This is a genomic window from Acidovorax sp. Q11 (genome assembly GCF_054950075.1).
In genome coordinates this window covers 35,564-55,057 of sequence record NZ_JBUDZG010000020.1, presented here as the reverse complement: position 1 = coordinate 55,057, position 19,494 = coordinate 35,564, and the positions used below count along the sequence as shown (strand labels likewise).

Sequence of the window (19,494 nt, the reverse complement as noted above, 5' to 3'; positions counted from 1 at the left end):
TCTCTCAGGGCCTGCCCGCTACGCAATCGGCGTAGTAGCGCACCTGGCCGCTCTCGTCCTCTACCTCCACCAGGCCGTGGATGTCGGTCTCAAAACCCGGGCACAGCTTCGCAAATTCGCGCGCGAACTTGAGGTAGTCCACGATCTTCTTGTTGAACACCTCGCCAGGGATCAGCAGCGGAATGCCCGGTGGGTAGGGCGTGACCAGGCCCACGGTGATGCGGCCTTCCAGGTGGTCAATCTCCACGCGCTCGGTCGTGCGGTGCGCAATGTGCGCGTAGGCGTCCGACGGCTTCATGGCGGGCGTGAGGTCCGAGAGGTACATCTCGGTCGTCAGGCGCGCGATGTCGTACTTGGCGTACATCTCGTGCACATGCTGGCACAGGTCGCGCAGGCCCATGCGCTCGTAGCGCTTGTGCTGCTGGCAGAACTCCGGAAGGATGCGCCACATGGGCTGGTTCTTCTCGTAGTCGTCCTTGAACTGCTGCAGCGCCGTCAGCAGCGTGTTCCAGCGGCCCTTGGTGATGCCGATGGTGAACATGATGAAGAAGCTGTACAGGCCCGTCTTCTCCACCACCACGCCGTGCTCGGCGAGGTACTTGGTCACGATGCTGGCGGGAATGCCGGTCTTGTCGAACTTGCCATCCAGGTTCAGGCCGGGCGTGACGATGGTGGACTTGATCGGGTCCAGCATGTTGAAGCCGTCAGCCAGCTGGCCAAAGCCGTGCCATTTGCTGCCGTTCTTCTTGCCCTTGCCATCGCTGCGGATGATCCAGTCCTCGGCGCGGCCCAGGCCCTCGTCCACGAGCTTGTCGGGGCCCCAGACCTTGAACCACCAGTCGTTCTTGCCGAAATCTTCTTCCACCTGGCGCATGGCGCGGCGGAAGTCCAGGGCTTCGAGCAGGCTTTCCTCCACCAGCGCGGTGCCGCCGGGCGGCTCCATCATGGCGGCGGCCACGTCGCAGCTGGCGATGATGCTGTACTGCGGCGATGTGGACGTGTGCATCAGGTAGGCCTCATTGAAGAGGTGGCGGTCCAGCTTGGCGGTCTGCGAGTCCTGCACCAGCACATGGCTGGCCTGGCTGATACCGGCCAGCAGCTTGTGGATGGACTGCGTCGCATACGTCACCGAATACTTGGGGCGCGTGCGCTTCTTGCCCATGGCGTGGTAGCTGCCATAGAACGGGTGGAAGGCCGCGTGCGGCAGCCAGGCCTCGTCAAAGTGCAGGTTGTCCACGTAGCCATCGAGCATGCCCTTGATGGTCTCGGTGTTGTAGAGCACGCCGTCGTAAGTGGACTGCGTGAGCGTGAGCACGCGCGGCTTGACCTTTTTCGCATCCACGCCCTTGAGCAGCGGGTTGGCCTTGATCTTGGCCTGGATGGCGGCAGGCTCGAACTCGCTTTGCGGAATCGGGCCAATGATGCCGAAGTGGTTGCGCGTGGGCTTCATGAACACGGGGATGGCCCCGGTCATGATGATGCTGTGCAGGATGGACTTGTGGCAGTTGCGGTCCACCACCACGACGTCGCCGGGGGCCACGGTGTGGTGCCACACCATCTTGTTGGACGTGGACGTGCCGTTGGTCACGAAGAAGCAGTGGTCGGCATTGAAGATGCGCGCGGCGTTGCGCTCCGATTCGCCAATGGCGCCGTTGTGGTCCAGCAGCTGGCCCAGCTCTTCCACCGCGTTGCACACGTCGGCGCGCAGCATGTTTTCCCCATAGAACTGGTGGTACATCTGGCCCACGGGGCTCTTGAGGAAGGCCACACCGCCCGAGTGCCCAGGGCAGTGCCAGCTGTACGAGCCGTCTTCGGCGTAGTCCAGCAGCGCCTTGAAAAACGGCGGCTGCACGCTCTCCAGGTAGCTCTTGGCCTCGCGGATGATGTGGCGCGCCACGAACTCAGGCGTGTCCTCGAACATGTGGATGAAGCCGTGCAGCTCGCGCAGGATGTCGTTGGGCAGGTGGCGGCTGGTCTTGGTCTCGCCGTGCACGTAGATGGGCACTTCGGCGTTCTTGCGGCGCACCTCGCCGATGAAGTTGCGCAGACTCAGAACGATCGGGTCCAGCCCTTCGCCCACAGTGAACTCTTCATCGTCGATGGACAAGATGAAAGCGCTGGCGCGGCTTTGCTGCTGCGCAAATTGGGACAAATCCCCATAGCTGGTGACCCCGACCACCTCAAAACCCTCGGCCTCAATGGCCTGCGCCAGGGCGCGGATACCCAGACCCGAAGTGTTCTCGGAACGATAGTCTTCATCGATGATGATGATGGGAAAGCGAAACTTCATGCGCAGCCTCCGTGCAAACGTGCCCTGCCCGGCCAAAAAACGAAATAGGCGCGAAGTGTAAGGAATAACGTTGCCGCGCCTTTGAACTGCCTCCCTTTTGACCCAGAATGTGGTGCACTAAACACAACCGACCCAAGGAGGTTCAGCATGGAGGCATCCACCATCTGGTGGCTGGCAGCGGGGGCCGTGGTCGTTGCGGAGCTGCTTACCGGGACGTTTTATCTGCTGATGGTGGCGCTGGGGCTGGTTGCTGCAGCATTGGCCGCCCACATGGGCCTCTCGGCAACAATGCAAGTCGTGGCGGCTGCGGCGGTTGGCGGTGTTGCCGTGGTGGGCTGGTACTACTTCAAGAAGAAGCGCCCCGAAGACCCCTCAGCCCGCGCCGACCGCAGCGTGAACCTGGATGTGGGGGAAACCATTCTCATCAGCGAATGGGGTTCCGACGGCACCACCCAAGTGAAATACCGAGGCGCAAGCTGGACCGCGATTCATCGCCCCGGAGTGACGCCTGCCACCGGAATGCACAAAGTTGTCGAACTTGTAGGCAACCGCCTGCTGGTAGAACCTTTGTAACCCTCTTCAGCAATCTCTCCCGAAAGGTTTGATATGGACGGCATCTACATCGCATACGCCATCGCCATAGTGGTCGTTGTCGTCGTGATCCGCAGCTTCAAACAGGTTCCCCAGCAAAACGCCTGGGTTGTCGAAAGGCTCGGCAAGTACCACGGCACGCTGGGCCCGGGTTTGAAGGTCATCATTCCCTTCTTCGACAAGGTGGCCTACAAACACAGCCTCAAGGAAATCCCGCTCGACGTGCCCAGCCAGATTTGCATCACGCGCGACAACACCCAGTTGCAGGTGGACGGCATTTTGTACTTCCAGGTGACGGACCCGATGCGCGCCAGCTACGGCTCCAGCAACTACATCGTGGCTGTCACGCAACTGGCGCAGACCTCACTGCGCTCGGTCATCGGCAAGCTGGAGCTGGACAAGACCTTCGAAGAGCGCGACATCATCAACGCCCAGGTGGTGCAAGCGATTGACGAGGCCGCGCTGAACTGGGGCGTGAAGGTACTGCGCTATGAAATCAAGGACCTGACTCCTCCTAAGGAAATCCTGCACGCCATGCAGGCCCAGATCACCGCTGAGCGTGAAAAGCGTGCGCTGATTGCAGCCTCCGAAGGCCGCCGCCAGGAACAGATCAACATCGCCACTGGCGAGCGCGAGGCCTTCATTGCCCGCTCTGAAGGTGAAAAACAGGCCGTCATCAACAAGGCCATCGGCGAAGCCGAGTCCATCCGTGCCGTGGCCCAGGCCACCGCAGAGGCCATCGAGCGCGTGGCCACCGCCATCCGCCAACCCGGCGGCGAACAGGCCGTGCAGCTCAAGGTGGCGGAAAAGGCGGTGGAGGCCTACAGCCAGGTAGCGTCCGACGCCACCACCACGCTCATCGTGCCCAGCAACATGACCGAGGTGTCGGCCCTGATCGGCTCGGCCATGAAGATGGTGCAGGCGTCGCAGAAGGCCGGCTGAAAACGGGCCAGCACCTTTTTTTGCCGCCAATCCCGCTACCGGCCCAGATAGGTGCAATCCTGTGGCTATAATCGAGGGCTTCGGAGAGGTGGATGAGCGGTTTAAGTCGCACGCCTGGAAAGCGTGTGTGGGCTAATCCCCACCGCGGGTTCGAATCCCGCCCTCTCCGCCATATGCAAATTTTCAGAGCACTTCCTGTGCTTTGAAAACGCCAAAAAAATCCCCGCATGCCGGGGATTTTTCATTTCTGCTGCCTACATCCCGCCGCAGCCAATCACCATCACACCACCCATCCGTGCATCTGCGCATTCGCCAGCACGGACACGCGGCACATGCCCGGGAGCCCCTTCGGACTACCCGAGCAGCACCCTCATTCCTTTACTGCTTGCGCAGCAGCGTCTTCAGCACGTTCTGCAAACGCCGGGCACTGGCAGCGTCGCTGGCACTGGCCAGCACGCGGGCAGCGTCCTGGCCCCAGGTCTGGGCCGGTGCCGGGTCGTTGCGGCGCGTCAGCAGTTGCAGTTGCAGCATGCGCCGAGCAGCGATGTGCTCCGCAGGTGTGGGGGCTTCGGCTGCCATTTCCAGGCGCAGCAAGGCCTCGGACGCATCTCCCTGGGGCGCGGCAGACAGAGCCTGGGCCCATGCGGTGCGCACGGATGCCGTCACGCGGCCACCCAGGTCTTGTGCGCTGGGGACCTGGGACGGATCGCGCTTGTCCCACGCGGCGAGCAACTGGGTCAGGGTTTCACCATGGGCCTGGGCTGCCAGCTTTTTCAATGCCAGCTGGGCATGCTCCATGGCGTCGCGCTGTGCCCTGAAGGCCGCATCGCCCAGGCGGGGACCACGGTCTTCATGTGCTGGACGCTCACCCATGCGGCCGCCACGGTCATTGCGATCACCAAAACGGCCTTCGGTGCGCGGGCCACGGCCCGCGTCACGGTCGCCGGGACGGCCATCGCGACGGTCGCCTGGGCGCGCGCCACGGCCAGGGGCGGCTGGTGCATCCTTTTTCATGCCAGGGCGGTCGTCGCCACGCACAGCTACCACGGGGCGGGCCGGCTTGGGGGGTGCCACAGGGGCCGCAGCAGGTGCTGCAGCTTCGCCATCAGCCAATGCCTCGCTCGCTTCGGCATCCGCCACAGGGGCATCACCCCCACCGGCCTGCTCTGCAGGCGCGGCTGCGCTTTGCGCTGCCTCCGCCTTCTGCGCTGAAGCAACTGCTTCGGCCGCCTGGGCCTGGCCACGCAATGCCGCCTCCAGCGCTTGCACGGCAGCACGGATCTGCTGGGCATCGCCCGTGGCATTGGCGGCTTCCAGAGCCTTGGAGGCGTCCAGCACCACGCGGTCGCGCGCGCTCAGCTCGGTAGTCGCCTTTTCCCGGTCGGCCGACTTGCGATTGAACGCCTCGTCAATGGGTTTACGGAAAGCATCCCACAGCTTTTGTTCGTGCTTGCGATCCAGCGGCACAGACTGCGCCTCGGCTTGCCAGCGCTGCTGCAGGGCCTTGACCGCGTCGATGCGCAGCGTGGGCGCAGCGCCCAGTGCCGCTGCCTCCTCGATCATGGCGTGGCGGCGGGCCAGGCTGTCTTTTTGCGCAGCCTCCAGCGGCGCAGCAGCCAGTGCAATGGCCTGCTTCCACTGCGGCTGCAGTTCGGCAAACAGCTTTTCGCCCACATGGCCGCCCTCGCGCCAGCGGTCACCAAACTGGTACAGGGCGCGGTTCATGCCCTTCCAGTCGGTCGATGCGGCGTGCTCTTGCGCCCAGGCCTTGACCTCTTCGATCAGCGCCAGGCGCTGCGCCTTGTGCTCAGCCGCTTCGGTGCGGATCTTGTCCAGCCAGGCCTCGACGACCTTGTGCGCGGCATTGCAGGCTTCGTCGAATTTCTTCCACAAGGCGTGGTTGGGGGCGCCGCCCTGATCTGCCTGTTTCCATTGGTCACGCAGGTTGCGCAGGGTCTCCTGCATCTTGCGGCCACCCAGGGCCTGCCCTTCGGGGCGATTGAGCAATGCCTCGGCCTTGGCGACGAGGTCTTCGCGCACCTGGTCAGCGCTCCAGCGCTGCCAGCCTTCCAGCTCGCCCGCAGCCACCAGTGCGGTGTGCACCTGCTGTTCCAGCGCGTTGTCGATGTGTTTGCCATGCACCTTGAGTACAGCCCGCAGGGCGGCTGCGGCACCAGCGCTGGCCTTGCCATGGCCTTCGGCAGTTTCCTTTTCCAGCGTTGCCAGGGCTTCGCGCACCACCTGTGCAGCCTTTTCCACCACCTCGGGGGCCACCTTGGACTTGGGGGCACGCGCGGGTTTGGCTGCAGCCGCAGCGGCGGCGGCCTCGGTAGGCAGGCCTCGCGCGGCACGCAGCTCGTCGGCCCACACGGGCACGGGGGGCAGTGGTGCTGCAGCGTCTTCGGCCGCAGCGGCCGCCTGGGCCACGGCGGGCTGGAAAGCTTCCCACACCACCAGCAGCTGGGTGCGGGAGGCATCCAGCAGTGGGGGGAAACGGGCTTCCACGCTCACCCAGCTGGCGTCGCCTGTCAGCTCCTGGGCCTGCTCCTGCCAGCGCGCGACGTCGGCGCGCAGCAGTTCGAGTGCGGCGTGGGCATCGCGCCAGGGCTTGGTCGAGAGCACTTCAATGCGTTGTGCGAGCAGCACGGCGGCTTCGCGCTGCACCTGCACGCGGTGCTGCAGGTCTTCGATGACCTTCACGCGGTCAGCCATCTGCACCTTGAGCAGCGACAGCGGTTCACGCGACAAGGGCGCACCGGCCTTGGCCGCATCGCGCTGCCAAGCCAGGGCGTCTGCAATATTGAGCTTGGGGGCGGCCAGCAGCGCCTGGGCTTTCTCGGCCCATTCGGCGGCGATTGCTTCTTGCCCCTTGGCGCGGCGGATTTCATCCAGGCGCTCGCGCACGGCACGGGCGGCCCCCTTGTCACGGCCGCTCAGCTCCTTGAAGACTTCCTGCAGCTGTTCGGGCGCGGGCTGGGTGGCCAGCCAGTCACGGATGCGGGAGGCGCGCTCGCCAGACGTGGCGGCAGAAAAAGCGCCGCCGGTCAGCGCGTCGAGCGGATGCGGCTCTTGGGTTTTGGCTGGGGCCGGATTCACTTCAGGTGCGTCGGACATTTTGCTGCGGGAAAAAAATGGAAACATGGATCCAATGGATAACGAAGGCACCCCCTGGCGCATTGCCAAAAGAGGACCTGCCACGGCAAGCGCACTGCATGCGTGCCGGACAACAAAGGGGCTATTTTCACCGGGTTCTGAGCGGGTGCCTTTGCGTGCACCACACCAACCTTCAACAGGTGATCTGGCACAAGGCTTGGACAAGCAGCCGACAGGCTGCGCCCCCTCCATGGGAGCCACGCCCCACTGCGGGCGAACAGTCGCCCCACCAGGGACAGCCCCCATTATCTATATATAGACGCCAATACCCAATCGCCAAGGGATCCTCTGCACGAATCGAGCGGCAAGTGGGCGCTGCGGATCGGGATGGGCTGCAAGGCGCAAAACGCAGCAATAGCCGTAGCTATTGCAAGTATTTGCAACGCCGCAGACCGCCCGAGACCGCTGATGCACACGGCGCGGTGATCTGTGCAGAGGATCCCAAGGGTGAAGCGCAAACAAGAAAGCCCGACGGACAGGGCCTCATGGCCTGCCCGCCGGGCTTGACGGCTGACACAACGGTCTTTGCCATCGGTCGCGATGCGGAGATGAAGGTCCGCATGGCGAGGAGGCAAGGGATTGCCTCCAGGGGTTGCCTTGGAAGCGGCATCTGCTGCACCTTGGCACTGAATGCCCTCGGAGGGAGATTTCGCTTCGTCTGGCGATGCCTGAAATCTACAGGCGCCTCCACCTTACCAAAGTCGTCCTCCGGGCTCAAATCGGATTCTCAATGACGGCCAGACGGCCGATTGAATTTGACACGAGAGCGTCACAACGACCACCCGCGCCAGACGACTTCCAACCCCTCCAAGAGCCCAAAAACTGTGATTTTTTACATATTTTTCATAACTCAATCATCTAACAACAAAGATTGTTAGTATTGACTATGCATTTAGAGAGCTTCTAGAATCCGCCAGCCCCAAAAACGGGCTAGTAAAAACCCCAACCCGCTGCCGAACCCGGCTAAGTCAAACCAGGCAACAAGCACTCCACAGACGTGCAGCCCGGACTTGATGGCGTACCAATCCAGGCGACTTGCCGGGAAGGTGCAGTCCCAGTGACTGCCCCGAGTTCCCGCTGTGCCTCAGAAAGGAAGAGCTATGACAGCGTCAGGAAAAATAGTCTCCGGCGTGCGAACCTTCGCGGCCGATGTGACCGAAGGTTTTCTTGAAATCACCCACAACAGCTTTGCCCTCATCGGCTTGGCCGTTGCCTTCATCATCATTGCCCTCACTGCCCGGCCCGATCTGCGCCAGGCAGGCGAAGAGCGCCTCATGGGCTGGCTGCAGGCCCGCCAGGTGGAAATGTTGGGCATGCCCATCGAGCCCGAAGCCAGTGAGCGCGCCACGGCCGCCAACCCCAAGGACCTGCCCAAGGAGCAGGCCGCAGTGGCCTTCTGGCTAAGCAAAAAGTACCGCGTGGCGCCCGAGCCGCTCAGCGTGCTGGTGGCCGAGGCTTATGAGATCGGCACCCGCGCCAAGATCGACCCCACGCTGATCCTGGCGATCATGGCCATCGAGTCGAGCTTCAACCCGTTTGCGGAAAGCGCCGTGGGCGCCCAGGGCCTCATGCAAGTCATGACCCGCGTGCACACCGACAAGTACCAGAGCTTCGGCGGCCACTTTGCGGCCTTCGACCCGGTGAGCAACCTGCGTGTGGGCGTCAAGGTGCTGCAGGAATGTATTGCGCGCGCTGGCTCCGTCGAGGGTGGCCTGCGCTACTACGTGGGCGCCGCCAACTTGGCCGACGATGGCGGCTATGCTGCCAAGGTGATGGCAGAGCATTTCCGCCTGCGCCAGGTCGCCAACGGCCGGGCCATACCTTTCAACCCACCCCCATCGCTGTCCACCCAGGCGCCTGCCCAGAGCATTCCGGCCGCCGCCCCCCCGGCAGCGCCCACCGCCAACGCCGACAAGGTGGCCATGCTGTCGGGTCTTTGAATCCCACGGCCCACCGGGGATTTGTGCGATGCACCTCGTAGGTGCACGCCACCGTGTCGGCTACACTAGCGGAGTACGCGACTGGCGATAGGCGCAGCACCCGCACAGGATGCTGCCGCTGACGTGGAAACCGACAAGGGCCCGCCCCTTGTGAACCACTGGGAAGCGTGCCGCACGGGGTTCACCCGCTGCGTTCAGCCGTTCGCCTGGGCAGCCCTTGTTTCAAGGGACACAAGTTCTTAGGACTGCCAAACCATGTACGACCGCAACATTCTTGTCGAACAAACCGACCCCGAACTCTTTGCCGCCATCCAGGCCGAAAACAAGCGCCAGGAAGAGCACATCGAACTCATCGCCAGCGAAAACTACGCCTCCCCCGCCGTCATGTGGGCGCAAGGCACCCAGCTGACCAACAAGTACGCCGAAGGCTACCCAGGCAAGCGCTACTACGGTGGCTGCGAGCACGTGGACGTGGCCGAACAGCTGGCCATCGACCGCGTCAAGCAGATCTTCGGCGCCGATGCCGCCAACGTGCAGCCGCACTGCGGCGCATCCGCCAACGAAGCCGTGTTCCTGGCCTTCCTCAAGCCCGGCGACACCATCATGGGCATGAGCCTGGCCGAAGGCGGCCACCTGACGCACGGCATGCCACTGAACATGTCGGGCAAGTGGTTCAACGTGGTCAGCTACGGTCTGGACGCTAACGAAGCCATCGACTACGAAGCGATGGAAATGAAGGCCCACGAAACCAAGCCCAAGCTCATCATCGCCGGTGCATCGGCCTACAGCCTGCACATCGACTTTGCACGCTTTGCCAAAGTGGCCAAGGACGTGGGCGCCATCTTCATGGTGGACATGGCCCACTACGCCGGCCTGATCGCCGCTGGCGTGTACCCCAACCCCGTGCCCCACGCCGACGTGGTGACATCGACCACGCACAAGAGCCTGCGCGGCCCCCGTGGCGGCATCATCCTGATGAAGGCCGAGCACGAGAAGGCCATCAACAGTGCCATCTTCCCCGGCCTGCAAGGCGGCCCGCTGATGCACGTGATCGCAGCCAAGGCCGTGGCCTTCAAGGAAGCGATGCAGCCCGAGTTCAAGGCTTACCAGGAACAAGTGGCCAAGAACGCCAAGGTCGTGGCCGAAACGCTGACCGCACGCGGCCTGCGCATCGTGTCCGGCGGCACCCAAAGCCACGTGATGCTGGTGGACCTGCGCGCCAAGGGCATCACCGGCAAGGAAGCCGAGGCCGTGCTGGGCGCCGCCCACATGACCATCAACAAGAATGCGATCCCCAACGACCCTGAAAAGCCGATGGTGACCAGCGGCGTGCGCATTGGCACCCCCGCCATGACCACGCGCGGCTTCAAGGAAGAAGAAGCCCGCATCACGGCCAACCTGATTGCTGACGTGCTGGACAACCCCCGCGACGAGGCCAACATCGCCGCCGTGCGCGCCAAGGTCAACGCCCTGACCGCACGTTTCCCGGTCTACCGTTAAGTAAGCCGGTCCTGGAAGTCCATGAAGTGCCCCTTCTGCAGCCACCTCGAAACGCAAGTCGTTGAAACGCGGGTGTCTGAGGATGGGGTCTTCATCCGCCGCCGCCGCCAGTGCGGCGCGTGCGACAAGCGCTTCACCACCTACGAGCGGCCGGAGGTGAACTTCCCGGCCATCGTCAAGAAGGACGGCCGCCGCATCGAGTACGAGCGCGGCAAGCTGCTGGCCTCGTTCAACCTGGCGCTGCGCAAGCGCCCGGTGAGCACGGAGCAGATCGACAGCGCCATCGAGCGCATCGAAGAAAAGCTGCTCAACCTGGGCCAGCGCGAAGTGCTGTCCGGCCGCATTGGCGAACTTGTCATGCGCGAACTCAAGAAGCTCGACAAGGTGGCCTACATCCGCTTTGCCAGCGTCTACCGCAGCTTCGAAGACATCGACGACTTCCGCGCCATGGTCGATGAGGTGCGCAAGTAAGTAAGTAAGTAAGTAAGTAAGTAAGTAAGTAAGTAAGTAAGTAAGTAAGTAAGTCACCGCCAAGCCAGGCGACGGAGCCGCCCCCACCCTGTCTAGCGGTGGCTTGGATTTCAGGCTTTTTTGGCGCCCACCGCGCGCCCACCAAGCCTTGGCAGCTATCAATAGCATAGCAATCAAAAGCACCACTGTTGTCCAGCAGGCTCCGCCAGCCGCGCTGTCACCAAGGCTACAGGACGCAGCGCTCCTGAAAAAATAGCTGCAAAGGTATACTGGACGCGCGCAAACGGCTCTTTTTGCTTTAAATTTCTCACCCGCACATGCGGCACACCCAGCGCCCGTGCCCGACAATCGCTGCGGTGAAAACCCGCCACTTCCTGCAGCTGGTGCTGCTGTCTGCCCTGTGGGGCGCCTCGTTCCTCTTCATCCGCATTGCCAGCCCCGTGCTGGGCCCCAACGTGATGGCGGCCCTGCGCATCGGGCTGGCCACACTCACGCTGATCGGCATCATGCGCGTCGCCAACGAGTCCTGGCCCTGGCGCCACTGGCGCGAGCTGTTCGGGCTGGGCACGCTCACCGTCGCCCTGCCCTTTTTGCTGTACGCCTGGGCGGCCTTGCACCTGCCAGCGGGCTACAGCTCGCTGCTCAACACCATGGCCGTGCCTTTTGGCGTGATCGCCGCCGCCTGGATGAAGGAGGACACGCTGAGCGCGCGCAAGTGGCTGGGCTGCCTGTGCGGCTTTGCGGGCGTGGCGCTCATCGTGCAGTTGGGCCCGGTGCAGCCCACGCCCGCTCTCTTGCTGGCGGCAGCGGCCTGCGTGACGGCATCGGCCTGCTATGGCATCTCGACCACCTGGATGAAACGCGCCACCCAGCGCATGTCCCCGCTGTCGATTGCCGCAGGCATCCATGCCGCCGCCCTGGTGCTGCTGCTGCCGGGCGCGGCCTGGAGCCTGCCTGAGGCGCGCTTCACGCCCGGCGCACTGGCCGCCGTGGCGGTGATGGGCATCGTGACCTCGGGCCTGGCGTATTGGCTCAACCTGCGGGTGCTCAAACATGTCTCGCCCGTGGCCGCCATGAGTTCGGCCTTCATGATCCCGTTGTTTGGCGTGGCCTGGGGCCATGTGTTCCTGGGCGAGGCCCTGGGGCCGGGCATGCTCTGGGGCGGTGCGCTGGTGCTGGTGGCGACCGGGCTGGTCACAGGCTTCAATCCCCTCACATGGCTGGGCGCGCTGCGTCGGCGCAGCTGAGCCCAGATCACCGTAGCCGTGCGGCCCCGCCTCAGCGGGCCACGCGCGTGATGCGGTCGGTGGCGGGGGGCGCCACCGGGCTTTGCTGGCGGAAGTAGGCCTCCAATGCGTCCAGATCCAGCGCGCCCACCTGCCGGTCCCGTCCCTGGGTCAGCACCGTGAAGTTGTCGCCGCCGCTGTCCAGAAAGCTGCTCATGACCACGCGCACCGGTTGCGCGTCGGCCAATGGCGTTCCGTTCAGCACCATCTGGCTGATGCGCGCCCCGGCGGGCTGGGTCAGGTCGTAGCGGTAGCTGAAGCCGCTGGACACCGACAGCACCCGGGGCCGCTGCACCGTGTTGCCGCCGCTGGCGAACTGCTGCTCCAGCACCGCACGGATCTGCGCGCCCGTGAAGGTCTTCACCACCAGCTGGTTGCCAAAGGGCTGCATTGCATACAGCTGGCCATACCGCACCAGCCCTTGTTCGTCCGGCACCAGGTCAGCGCGCAGGCCGCCGGGATTCATGAAGGACAGTTGCGCCCCCCCGTCTTCCGGCGCCCGTGTGGCCAGCAGCTGGGCATCGGCCACCAGGTTGCCCAGTGCGCTCTCCAGCGCCGCATTGGGCTGGCGCCGCATAGCCCCCTTCGCCTGCCCCACTGGTCGCTGGGCAAGCGGCACGGCGGCCGCACGGTAGGTGTCGATGATCCTCTGCACACCCGGGTCTGCCGGGAAGGCGGGCACGGCGGTGGTGACGGGCACCAGGCCCTGGGCACCGGTGAAGGCTTCGCCCTGCACCACCACATTGCGCGCCGTCTTGTGGACTACGCGGCGGGTCTGCGTGTCCACGCGCAGCTGGATGTCGGTGAGCAGCGTGCCGTACTGGCCCGCGCTGGTCAGCAAGAAGGGCTTGGCCGGGTTCACGCGGCTGTAGTCGCACACATAGGCCTGGTGCGTGTGGCCCGAGACCACCACGTCCACGGCCGGGTCCAGGCGCTCCAGGATGGGCACGATGTCGCCCGACAGGCCTGCGCAGCTCGTCTCCTGCACGCCCGCCGTGGTGCCGCCGCCTTCATGGATGGCCACCACGATCACATCGGCGCCCTGGGCCTTGAGCTGCGGGATCAGCGCATTGGCCGTGGCCGCCTCGTCCTCAAAACGCAGCCCAGCTACGCCCGACGGGCTGACCATGGTGGGCGTGGCCTGCAGCGTGAGGCCGATAAACCCCATGGTGACGGTGACACCGCCTTCGGTAAACCGCTTGAGCCCCGTGGCGGGCAGCAGGGTGCGACCGTCCTCGCGCACCGTGTTGGCCGCCAGCAGGCCAAATTTGGCGCCCTCGAAAGGCTTGCTGATGCGGCAGGGCTCGCGCGAGGTGAATTTCTCGCAACCGCCGTGCTGTAGCCGCAGCAGCTCGCGCCAGCCCCGGTCGAATTCATGGTTGCCGACCGCATTGAAGTCGATCTGCATGCGGTTGACGGCCTCGATCGTGGGTTCATCCAGGAACAGGGACGACACCAGCGGCGAGGCGCCCACCATGTCGCCCGCCGACACCACCGCATGGTGGCGGGACTGCGCCTTGAGGGCCGCCATGGCGCTGGCGAAGTAGGCCATGCCCCCGGCAGGCGCCAGCACGGGGCCTGCAGGCCCTTGCACCCGGTGCGCCATGTGGGGCGGCTCCAGGTTGCCGTGCAGATCGTTGAAGCCGATGAGGGTGATGTCGATGTGGGGCGGCACGCTGCCCGCCACGGGCGTGGTGGGCGCAATGCCGCTACAGCCAGCCAGCCACAGTGGCACGGCCAAGGCGGCCAGCGCCCGGCGGCGGAAGGCCCGGAACAAGCGGTTGCTCATACAGAGGGACCGCCCCGGGGACGGTGGGAGTTGGTTTTACAGAAACGAGGCCTGGATAGGCGGCACGGGCGGCACCACATCGCCGCACTGGGCGCGATGGCGCAGGGCGTGCTCCATCACCACCAGCGCCAGCAGGGCTTCCGCAATCGGCGCGGCGCGGATGCCCACGCAGGGGTCGTGGCGGCCCTTGGTGATGACTTCGGTGCTCTTGCCATGCACATCAATCGATTCGCGCGGGCTGATGATGGAGCTGGTGGGCTTGATGGCGATGCTCACCTCCAGGTCCTGCCCGGTGCTGATGCCGCCCAGCACGCCGCCCGCGTTGTTGGTGCGAAAACCCTGGGGCGTCATCGAATCGCCGTGCATCGTGCCCCGGTGGGCCACGCTGGCAAAGCCCGCGCCAATCTCCACGCCCTTCACCGCGTTCAGGCCCATCATGGCGTGGGCGATGTCGGCGTCGAGTTTGTCGTACAGCGGCTCGCCCAGCCCCACTGGCACGCCGGTGGCCTGCACGCGGATGCGGGCGCCGCACGAATCACCGGTCTTGCGCAGGGCGTCCATGTAGTCCTCGTACTGCTGCACGTCGGCCACAGGGGCGAAGAAGGGGTTGGCGCGTACGTGATCCCAGCTCTCGAACGGGATGGGCAGCTCGCCCAGCTGGGTCATGCAGGCGCGGAACTGGGCGCCATACTGCTGGGCCAGCCACTTCTTGGCCACGGCGCCTGCGGCCACCGTGGGCGCCGTGAGGCGCGCCGACGAGCGGCCACCGCCGCGCGGGTCGCGGATGCCGTACTTGTGCCAATAGGTGTAGTCGGCGTGGCCGGGGCGGAAGCTCTCGGCGATGTTGCTGTAGTCCTTGCTGCGCTGGTCGGTGTTGCGGATCAGCAGGGCGATGGGGGTGCCGGTGGTCTTGCCTTCGTACACGCCGGAGAGGATCTCCACCGCGTCGGGCTCGTTGCGCTGCGTGACATGGCGACTGGTGCCCGGGCGGCGCCGGTCCAGGTCGGCCTGGATGTCGGCCTCGGTGAGCGGCATGCCGGGCGGACAGCCGTCGATCACGCAGCCAATGGCCGGGCCGTGGGATTCACCGAAGTTGGTGACTGCGAATAGGGTGCCGATGGTGTTGCCGCTCATGGTGCGGGATTATCCCAGACCGATCGCCCCTGAAAAGGCCGGGCTACCCCCAGCAGGTCGTATCTGCCCAACCCCTCCTGCGAAGCGCGTTTTTCGCTTGGCATGGACCCCTTGCGCTTGCTAGGATAGGCACAACACTTTCGGGACTCTCATGCCCGCCGCAGCCCTTCCCATGCCCGGCCCCTCCTTCTCCGACTCGGAACCACTGCCCCCGGTGCTGGGCGACGCCCCCCTTCGCACGGCCCTGGATGCCAGCGATAACGCGATTGTGATGACCAACAGCGCCAAGCGCGTGGTGTACGTCAACCAGGGGTTTACGCGGCTCTTTGGCTTCATGCCCGAGGAGGTACTCGGCAAACTGCTCGACGACTTGCTGCTCGGACCCCACTCTGATCCGACCCTGCCGGACGTCATCCGGAACAACGTCGCCGCGCAGGGCGGGTTTCACATCGAGACCCTGCTATACGGCAAGTTCGGACAACCGCGCTGGGTGTCGCTAGTGGTCAACGCCTCGAATGAGGCCTCGGGTGGCCCGGGGGGCAGCATCACAGTTCTGACAGACATTACGCTGACAAAGATGCACGAGGTGCTACATACGCACGTGATGGAGGGCATGGTCCAAGAACTGCCGCTGTCGGACCTAATGGCGCTCGTGTGCCGCGAGGTGGAGCGAATTGCGCCCGAGGTGACGGCCTCCATCCTAGCCGTCGATGCTCGAGGCCGTCTGCACCCTTTGGCGGCCCCCAGCCTACCAATGGACATCTGCAATGCCCTCGATGGCCTGGCCATCGGGCCACAGGTGGGATCTTGTGGCACTGCCGCGTTCCGCAATGAGCAGGTGATCGTGACCGACATCACCAGCGATCCCTTGTGGACGGACTACCGCGCCCTGTTTGCCCCGACTGGCCTACGGGCATGCTGGTCCAACCCCATCAGCAACCACCAAGGCAAGCCGGTAGGTACTTTTGCTTTCTATTTTCGCGAGCCCCGCAGCCCCGATGCACTTCACCGGCGCCTGATGGAGGTAGGCCTGCACTTGTGTGCACTGGCCATTGAGAGAGACAACACCCACCACCGCATTCACCAGTTGGCGTCTTTCGACACGCTAACCGGTCTGCCAAATCGTGCCATGTTCCGCAGCAGCGCGGAACGCGCGCTGGTTAGTCTGGGGCACGAAGGACACCCCGGGGCCTTGCTGTTTCTGGATTTGGACCGGTTCAAGCAGATCAACGACACCCAAGGGCATGCCGCAGGCGACGCCCTGCTGTGCGAGGTGGCCGCGCGGCTCACGCAGTGTCTGCGCGCGCGCGACCTGATTGGGCGGCTTTCGGGGGACGAGTTTGTGCTGCTGCTGTCCGAGTGCTCCAGCGAACAGGCGGTGCAGATGGCCCAGCGCATGCTGGAGTCCATTGCCCAACCTCTGGACATCAATGGGCAGGTCCACCGGCCCCATGCCAGCCTGGGGATCGCCATCTTCCCCGACGACGGTGCGGACATCGACACACTGCTGCTGCACGCTGACCAGGCCATGCACCAGGCCAAAAGCGACCACAGGCACAGCCTGCAACTTTTCAGCGCCGAGATGAACCGCCGCGCGCAAGAGCGCGCCTCGCTGGAACGCGCGCTGCAGCAGGCGCTGGCAGAACGCAGCCTTACCCTGCACTACCAACCCCAGGTGCTCAGCAGCTCGCCAGACACGCTGCATGGCGTCGAAGCCCTGGCACGCTGGCACCACCCCACCTGGGGCATGGTGCCGCCTTCGCAGTTCATCGCCATTGCAGAAGAGGCGGGCTTGATCCACACGCTCACGCTGTGGCTACTGGACGAAGCCTGCCACCAGCTTGCGGCATGGCGCGCGGCAGGCCATCACGTGCCTTGCGTGGCAATCAACCTGTCAGGCCGCAGCTTTCACCAGCCCGGGCTGGCGCAGGAGATCGCCGACGCCTTGAAACAGCACGGCCTGCGCCCCGGGGATCTGCTGCTGGAGATCACCGAAAGCGTGATGATGGATGCGCGGCCGGTGACCCTGGCCAACATCGACACCCTGCATCGGCAAGGTTTCAAGCTGTCGCTGGACGACTTCGGCACCGGGTACTCCAGCCTCAGCTACCTGCACCGGCTGCCGATCAGCGAACTCAAGCTGGACATGGCCTTCGTGCAAGACCTGACCACCAGCGCCACGGCACGCGCACTCACGGTGTCGGTGCTGAGCATTGCGCACAGCCTGGGCATGGTCGTGGTGGCGGAAGGCGTGGAAACCGTAGGCCAGCAGCAATGGCTGCAGGCGCATGGGTGCCCTGTCATGCAGGGCTATCTGTTTGGCAAGCCCCTCCCGCCCGAAGACATCGAAGCCTGGCTGGGCGCCCGATCGACTGAACGCAACCCCTGACCCGGGCATCCACGCGATGGCCGGGCTGCGCCACGGCGGCAACCGGATGCGCCGGCGGGTCAGGCGCGTGGTTCTTCCTCAGGCCAATCCCGGATGTAGGCCTTGAGCATTTTGTTCTCGAAGTTCTGGCTGTCCACCACGGCCTTGGCCACGTCGTAAAAGCTGATAACGCCCATCAGCATGCGGCGGTCCATCACCGGCATGTAGCGTGCGTGGCGGTCCAGCATCATGCGGCGCACCTCGTCCATGTCGGTTTCCAGGGTGCAGGTCAGGGGGGCATCGTCCATGGCGGTGCGCACCAGCATCGTGCCCACGCTGCCGCCGTTTTTCACCACTGCCTGGATCACTTCGCGGAAAGTGAGCATGCCCACCAGGTCACCATGCTCCATGACCACCAGCGAGCCGATGTCGCGCTCGGCCATCAGGGCCACGGCGCCCGCCAGCGGCTCATCGGGCGAGGCGGTGTACAAGGTGTTGCCTTTGACGCGAAGGATGTCGCTGACTTTCATGGTGCGGAGTCTCCGGGAGAGCGGGAAGAGAGAGGGGCCATGCCGCGCGGCAGGCGCCGTAGACAATTTGCTACCAAATATAGCCCACAATGCCCGCCTGCATTGACAACATGGGAGACACCCGATGCCCGGTTATTCCGACCCCGGCTTTGACACGCTGGCCCTGCACGCGGGGGCGAGCCCCGACCCCGCCACCGGCGCACGCGCCACGCCCATCCACCTGACGACCTCGTTCGTCTTCGAGTCGAGCGACCACGCAGCGTCCCTCTTCAACCTGGAGCGCGGCGGCCATGTGTACAGCCGCATCAGCAACCCCACCAACGCGGTGCTGGAGCAGCGCGTGGCCGCCCTGGAAGGCGGCGTGGGCGCCATCACCACTGCCAGTGGCCAGGCCGCCCTGCACCTGGCGATTGCCACGATAATGGGCGCGGGCAGCCATATCGTGGCCAGCACGGCGCTGTATGGCGGCTCGCAGAACCTGCTGCACTACACGCTCTCGCGCTTTGGCATTGAGACCACTTTTGTGAAGCCGAGCGACATCGACGCCTGGCGCGCCGCCGTGCGGCCCAACACCAAGCTGTTCTTTGGCGAGACCGTGGGCAACCCGGGCCTGGATGTGCTGGACATCCCCACCGTGAGCGCTATTGCCCACGAGGCGGGCGTACCGCTGCTGGTGGACTCCACCCTGACTTCGCCCTGGCTCATGCGGCCGTTTGAACATGGCGCCGATCTGGTCTACCACTCGGCCACCAAGTTCCTCTCGGGCCACGGCACTGTGGTGGGGGGCATCGTGGTGGACGGCGGCAGTTTTGACTGGGACGGCCCGAAATCGGCCGGCAAGTTTGCCGAGCTGACACAGCCCTACGATGGCTTTCACAACATGGTGTTCACCGAAGAGAGCACCGTGGGCGCCTTCCTGCTGCGCGCACGCCGCGAGGGCCTGCGCGACTTTGGCGCCTGCATGAGCCCGCACACGGCCTGGCTCATTCTGCAGGGCGTCGAGACCCTGCCTCTGCGCATGGCGCAGCACATGCGCAACACCGAAAAGGTGGTCGAATTCTTGGCTGCGCAGCCCTTTGTGTCGCGCGTGGGCCACCCCATGCTGGCCTCACACTCCAGCCACGCCCTCGCGCAAAAGCTGCTGCCGCGCGGTGCGGGCTCGGTGTTCAGCTTTGACCTCAAGGGCAACCGCGAGCAGGGAAAGAAGTTCATCGAAACCCTCAAGGTCTTCAGCCACCTGGCCAATGTGGGCGACTGCCGCAGCCTGGTGATCCACCCGGCCAGCACCACCCACTTCCGCATGAGCGACGAAGCGCTGGCGGGCGCGGGCATCAGCCAGGGCACGATCCGCCTGTCCATCGGCCTCGAAGACGCCGACGACCTCATCGACGACCTCAAGCGCGCGCTGAAAGCTGCCGAGAAAGCAGTAAACCCATGAACCCCCACGCTCATCACTTCGTGTATTCGCGGCCCCCCAAGGGGGCGCAGGCCTCCCTTGGG

General features: G+C 64.7%; 13 protein-coding genes, 1 tRNA gene and 1 riboswitch. Of the genes, 9 read left to right on the top strand and 5 right to left on the bottom strand.

What is annotated here, in order from left to right; translation table 11 throughout:
- Positions 1–4: 4 nt before the first annotated feature.
- Positions 5–2,290, bottom strand: a complete 2,286-nt coding sequence (locus ACYZGB_RS15860) for an Orn/Lys/Arg family decarboxylase (protein WP_462389627.1) — start codon at positions 2,288–2,290, stop codon at positions 5–7.
- Between the two features lie 147 nt (positions 2,291–2,437).
- On the opposite strand from ACYZGB_RS15860, the gene ACYZGB_RS15855 reads away from it, so the two are divergent.
- From ACYZGB_RS15855 to ACYZGB_RS15845, 3 genes are all read left to right on the top strand, one after another.
- Positions 2,438–2,863, top strand: coding sequence for an NfeD family protein (locus ACYZGB_RS15855; protein ID WP_124514360.1), 426 nt, complete (start codon positions 2,438–2,440; stop codon positions 2,861–2,863).
- Between the two features lie 42 nt (positions 2,864–2,905).
- Entirely contained in the window at positions 2,906–3,823 is a 918-nt protein-coding gene (locus ACYZGB_RS15850) for an SPFH domain-containing protein (protein WP_462389678.1), read from the top strand.
- Positions 3,824–3,905: 82 nt separating this feature from the next.
- Positions 3,906–3,995 (top strand) — tRNA-Ser (locus ACYZGB_RS15845).
- Positions 3,996–4,201: 206 nt separating this feature from the next.
- Here ACYZGB_RS15845 and ACYZGB_RS15840 read toward each other — a convergent pair.
- A complete protein-coding gene (locus tag ACYZGB_RS15840; protein ID WP_462389625.1) occupies positions 4,202–6,964 on the bottom strand; it encodes a DUF349 domain-containing protein in 2,763 nt (920 codons plus the stop codon).
- A 1,112-nt stretch (positions 6,965–8,076) separates the two neighbouring features.
- On the opposite strand from ACYZGB_RS15840, the gene ACYZGB_RS15835 reads away from it, so the two are divergent.
- The 4 genes from ACYZGB_RS15835 (at position 8,077) to ACYZGB_RS15820 (ending at position 12,134) form a co-directional block, all read left to right on the top strand.
- Positions 8,077–8,916 carry a lytic transglycosylase domain-containing protein gene (locus tag ACYZGB_RS15835; RefSeq protein ID WP_462389623.1) on the top strand — a complete coding sequence of 280 codons (840 nt, stop codon included), beginning with the start codon at positions 8,077–8,079 and terminating at the stop codon, positions 8,914–8,916.
- Between the two features lie 67 nt (positions 8,917–8,983).
- A riboswitch (ZMP/ZTP riboswitch) is annotated at positions 8,984–9,135 on the top strand.
- A 36-nt stretch (positions 9,136–9,171) separates the two neighbouring features.
- Entirely contained in the window at positions 9,172–10,416 is a 1,245-nt protein-coding gene (glyA, locus tag ACYZGB_RS15830) for a serine hydroxymethyltransferase (RefSeq protein WP_462389621.1), read from the top strand.
- 21 nt (positions 10,417–10,437) lie between these two features.
- Entirely contained in the window at positions 10,438–10,887 is a 450-nt protein-coding gene (gene nrdR / locus ACYZGB_RS15825; RefSeq protein ID WP_462389619.1) for a transcriptional regulator NrdR, read from the top strand.
- Between the two features lie 347 nt (positions 10,888–11,234).
- The gene (locus ACYZGB_RS15820; protein WP_462389676.1) at positions 11,235–12,134 is read left to right on the top strand and encodes a DMT family transporter; all 900 of its coding nucleotides are present in this window, start codon (positions 11,235–11,237) and stop codon (positions 12,132–12,134) included.
- Between the two features lie 31 nt (positions 12,135–12,165).
- On the opposite strand, the gene ACYZGB_RS15815 is transcribed toward ACYZGB_RS15820, so the two are convergent.
- On the bottom strand, positions 12,166–13,962 hold the full coding sequence (locus tag ACYZGB_RS15815; RefSeq protein WP_462389617.1) for a bifunctional metallophosphatase/5'-nucleotidase: 1,797 nt from the start codon (positions 13,960–13,962) through the stop codon (positions 12,166–12,168).
- 36 nt (positions 13,963–13,998) lie between these two features.
- Complete coding sequence (gene aroC / locus ACYZGB_RS15810) at positions 13,999–15,096, bottom strand: chorismate synthase (RefSeq protein WP_462389615.1); 1,098 nt, start codon at positions 15,094–15,096, stop codon at positions 13,999–14,001.
- 151 nt (positions 15,097–15,247) lie between these two features.
- Between aroC and ACYZGB_RS15805 the strand changes: the two genes are divergently transcribed.
- Complete coding sequence (locus ACYZGB_RS15805) at positions 15,248–17,485, top strand: sensor domain-containing protein (RefSeq protein ID WP_462389613.1); 2,238 nt, start codon at positions 15,248–15,250, stop codon at positions 17,483–17,485.
- A 59-nt stretch (positions 17,486–17,544) separates the two neighbouring features.
- Here the strand turns inward: ACYZGB_RS15805 and ACYZGB_RS15800 are convergent, their stop codons facing one another.
- Positions 17,545–17,994: a CBS domain-containing protein gene (locus ACYZGB_RS15800; protein WP_094290784.1), complete on the bottom strand. Its 450-nt coding sequence runs from the start codon at positions 17,992–17,994 to the stop codon at positions 17,545–17,547.
- 124 nt (positions 17,995–18,118) lie between these two features.
- Here ACYZGB_RS15800 and ACYZGB_RS15795 point away from each other — a divergent pair, with 124 nt between their 5' ends.
- Positions 18,119–19,432, top strand: a complete 1,314-nt coding sequence (locus ACYZGB_RS15795; RefSeq protein ID WP_462389610.1) for an O-acetylhomoserine aminocarboxypropyltransferase — start codon at positions 18,119–18,121, stop codon at positions 19,430–19,432.
- Positions 19,433–19,494: the final 62 nt, after the last annotated feature.

Excerpts from the sequence above, each read along its gene's own strand:
- ACYZGB_RS15860 (WP_462389627.1), bottom strand. The coding sequence starts at position 2,290 with ATGAAGTTTCGCTTTCCCATCATCATCATCGATGAAGACTATCGTTCC.
- ACYZGB_RS15855 (WP_124514360.1), top strand. The coding sequence starts at position 2,438 with ATGGAGGCATCCACCATCTGGTGGCTGGCAGCGGGGGCCGTGGTCGTT.
- ACYZGB_RS15840 (WP_462389625.1), bottom strand. The coding sequence starts at position 6,964 with ATGTTTCCATTTTTTTCCCGCAGCAAAATGTCCGACGCACCTGAAGTG.
- ACYZGB_RS15835 (WP_462389623.1), top strand. The coding sequence starts at position 8,077 with ATGACAGCGTCAGGAAAAATAGTCTCCGGCGTGCGAACCTTCGCGGCC.
- glyA (WP_462389621.1), top strand. The coding sequence starts at position 9,172 with ATGTACGACCGCAACATTCTTGTCGAACAAACCGACCCCGAACTCTTT.
- nrdR (WP_462389619.1), top strand. The coding sequence starts at position 10,438 with ATGAAGTGCCCCTTCTGCAGCCACCTCGAAACGCAAGTCGTTGAAACG.
- ACYZGB_RS15815 (WP_462389617.1), bottom strand. The coding sequence starts at position 13,962 with ATGAGCAACCGCTTGTTCCGGGCCTTCCGCCGCCGGGCGCTGGCCGCC.
- aroC (WP_462389615.1), bottom strand. The coding sequence starts at position 15,096 with ATGAGCGGCAACACCATCGGCACCCTATTCGCAGTCACCAACTTCGGT.
- ACYZGB_RS15805 (WP_462389613.1), top strand. The coding sequence starts at position 15,248 with ATGCCCGCCGCAGCCCTTCCCATGCCCGGCCCCTCCTTCTCCGACTCG.
- ACYZGB_RS15800 (WP_094290784.1), bottom strand. The coding sequence starts at position 17,994 with ATGAAAGTCAGCGACATCCTTCGCGTCAAAGGCAACACCTTGTACACC.
- ACYZGB_RS15795 (WP_462389610.1), top strand. The coding sequence starts at position 18,119 with ATGCCCGGTTATTCCGACCCCGGCTTTGACACGCTGGCCCTGCACGCG.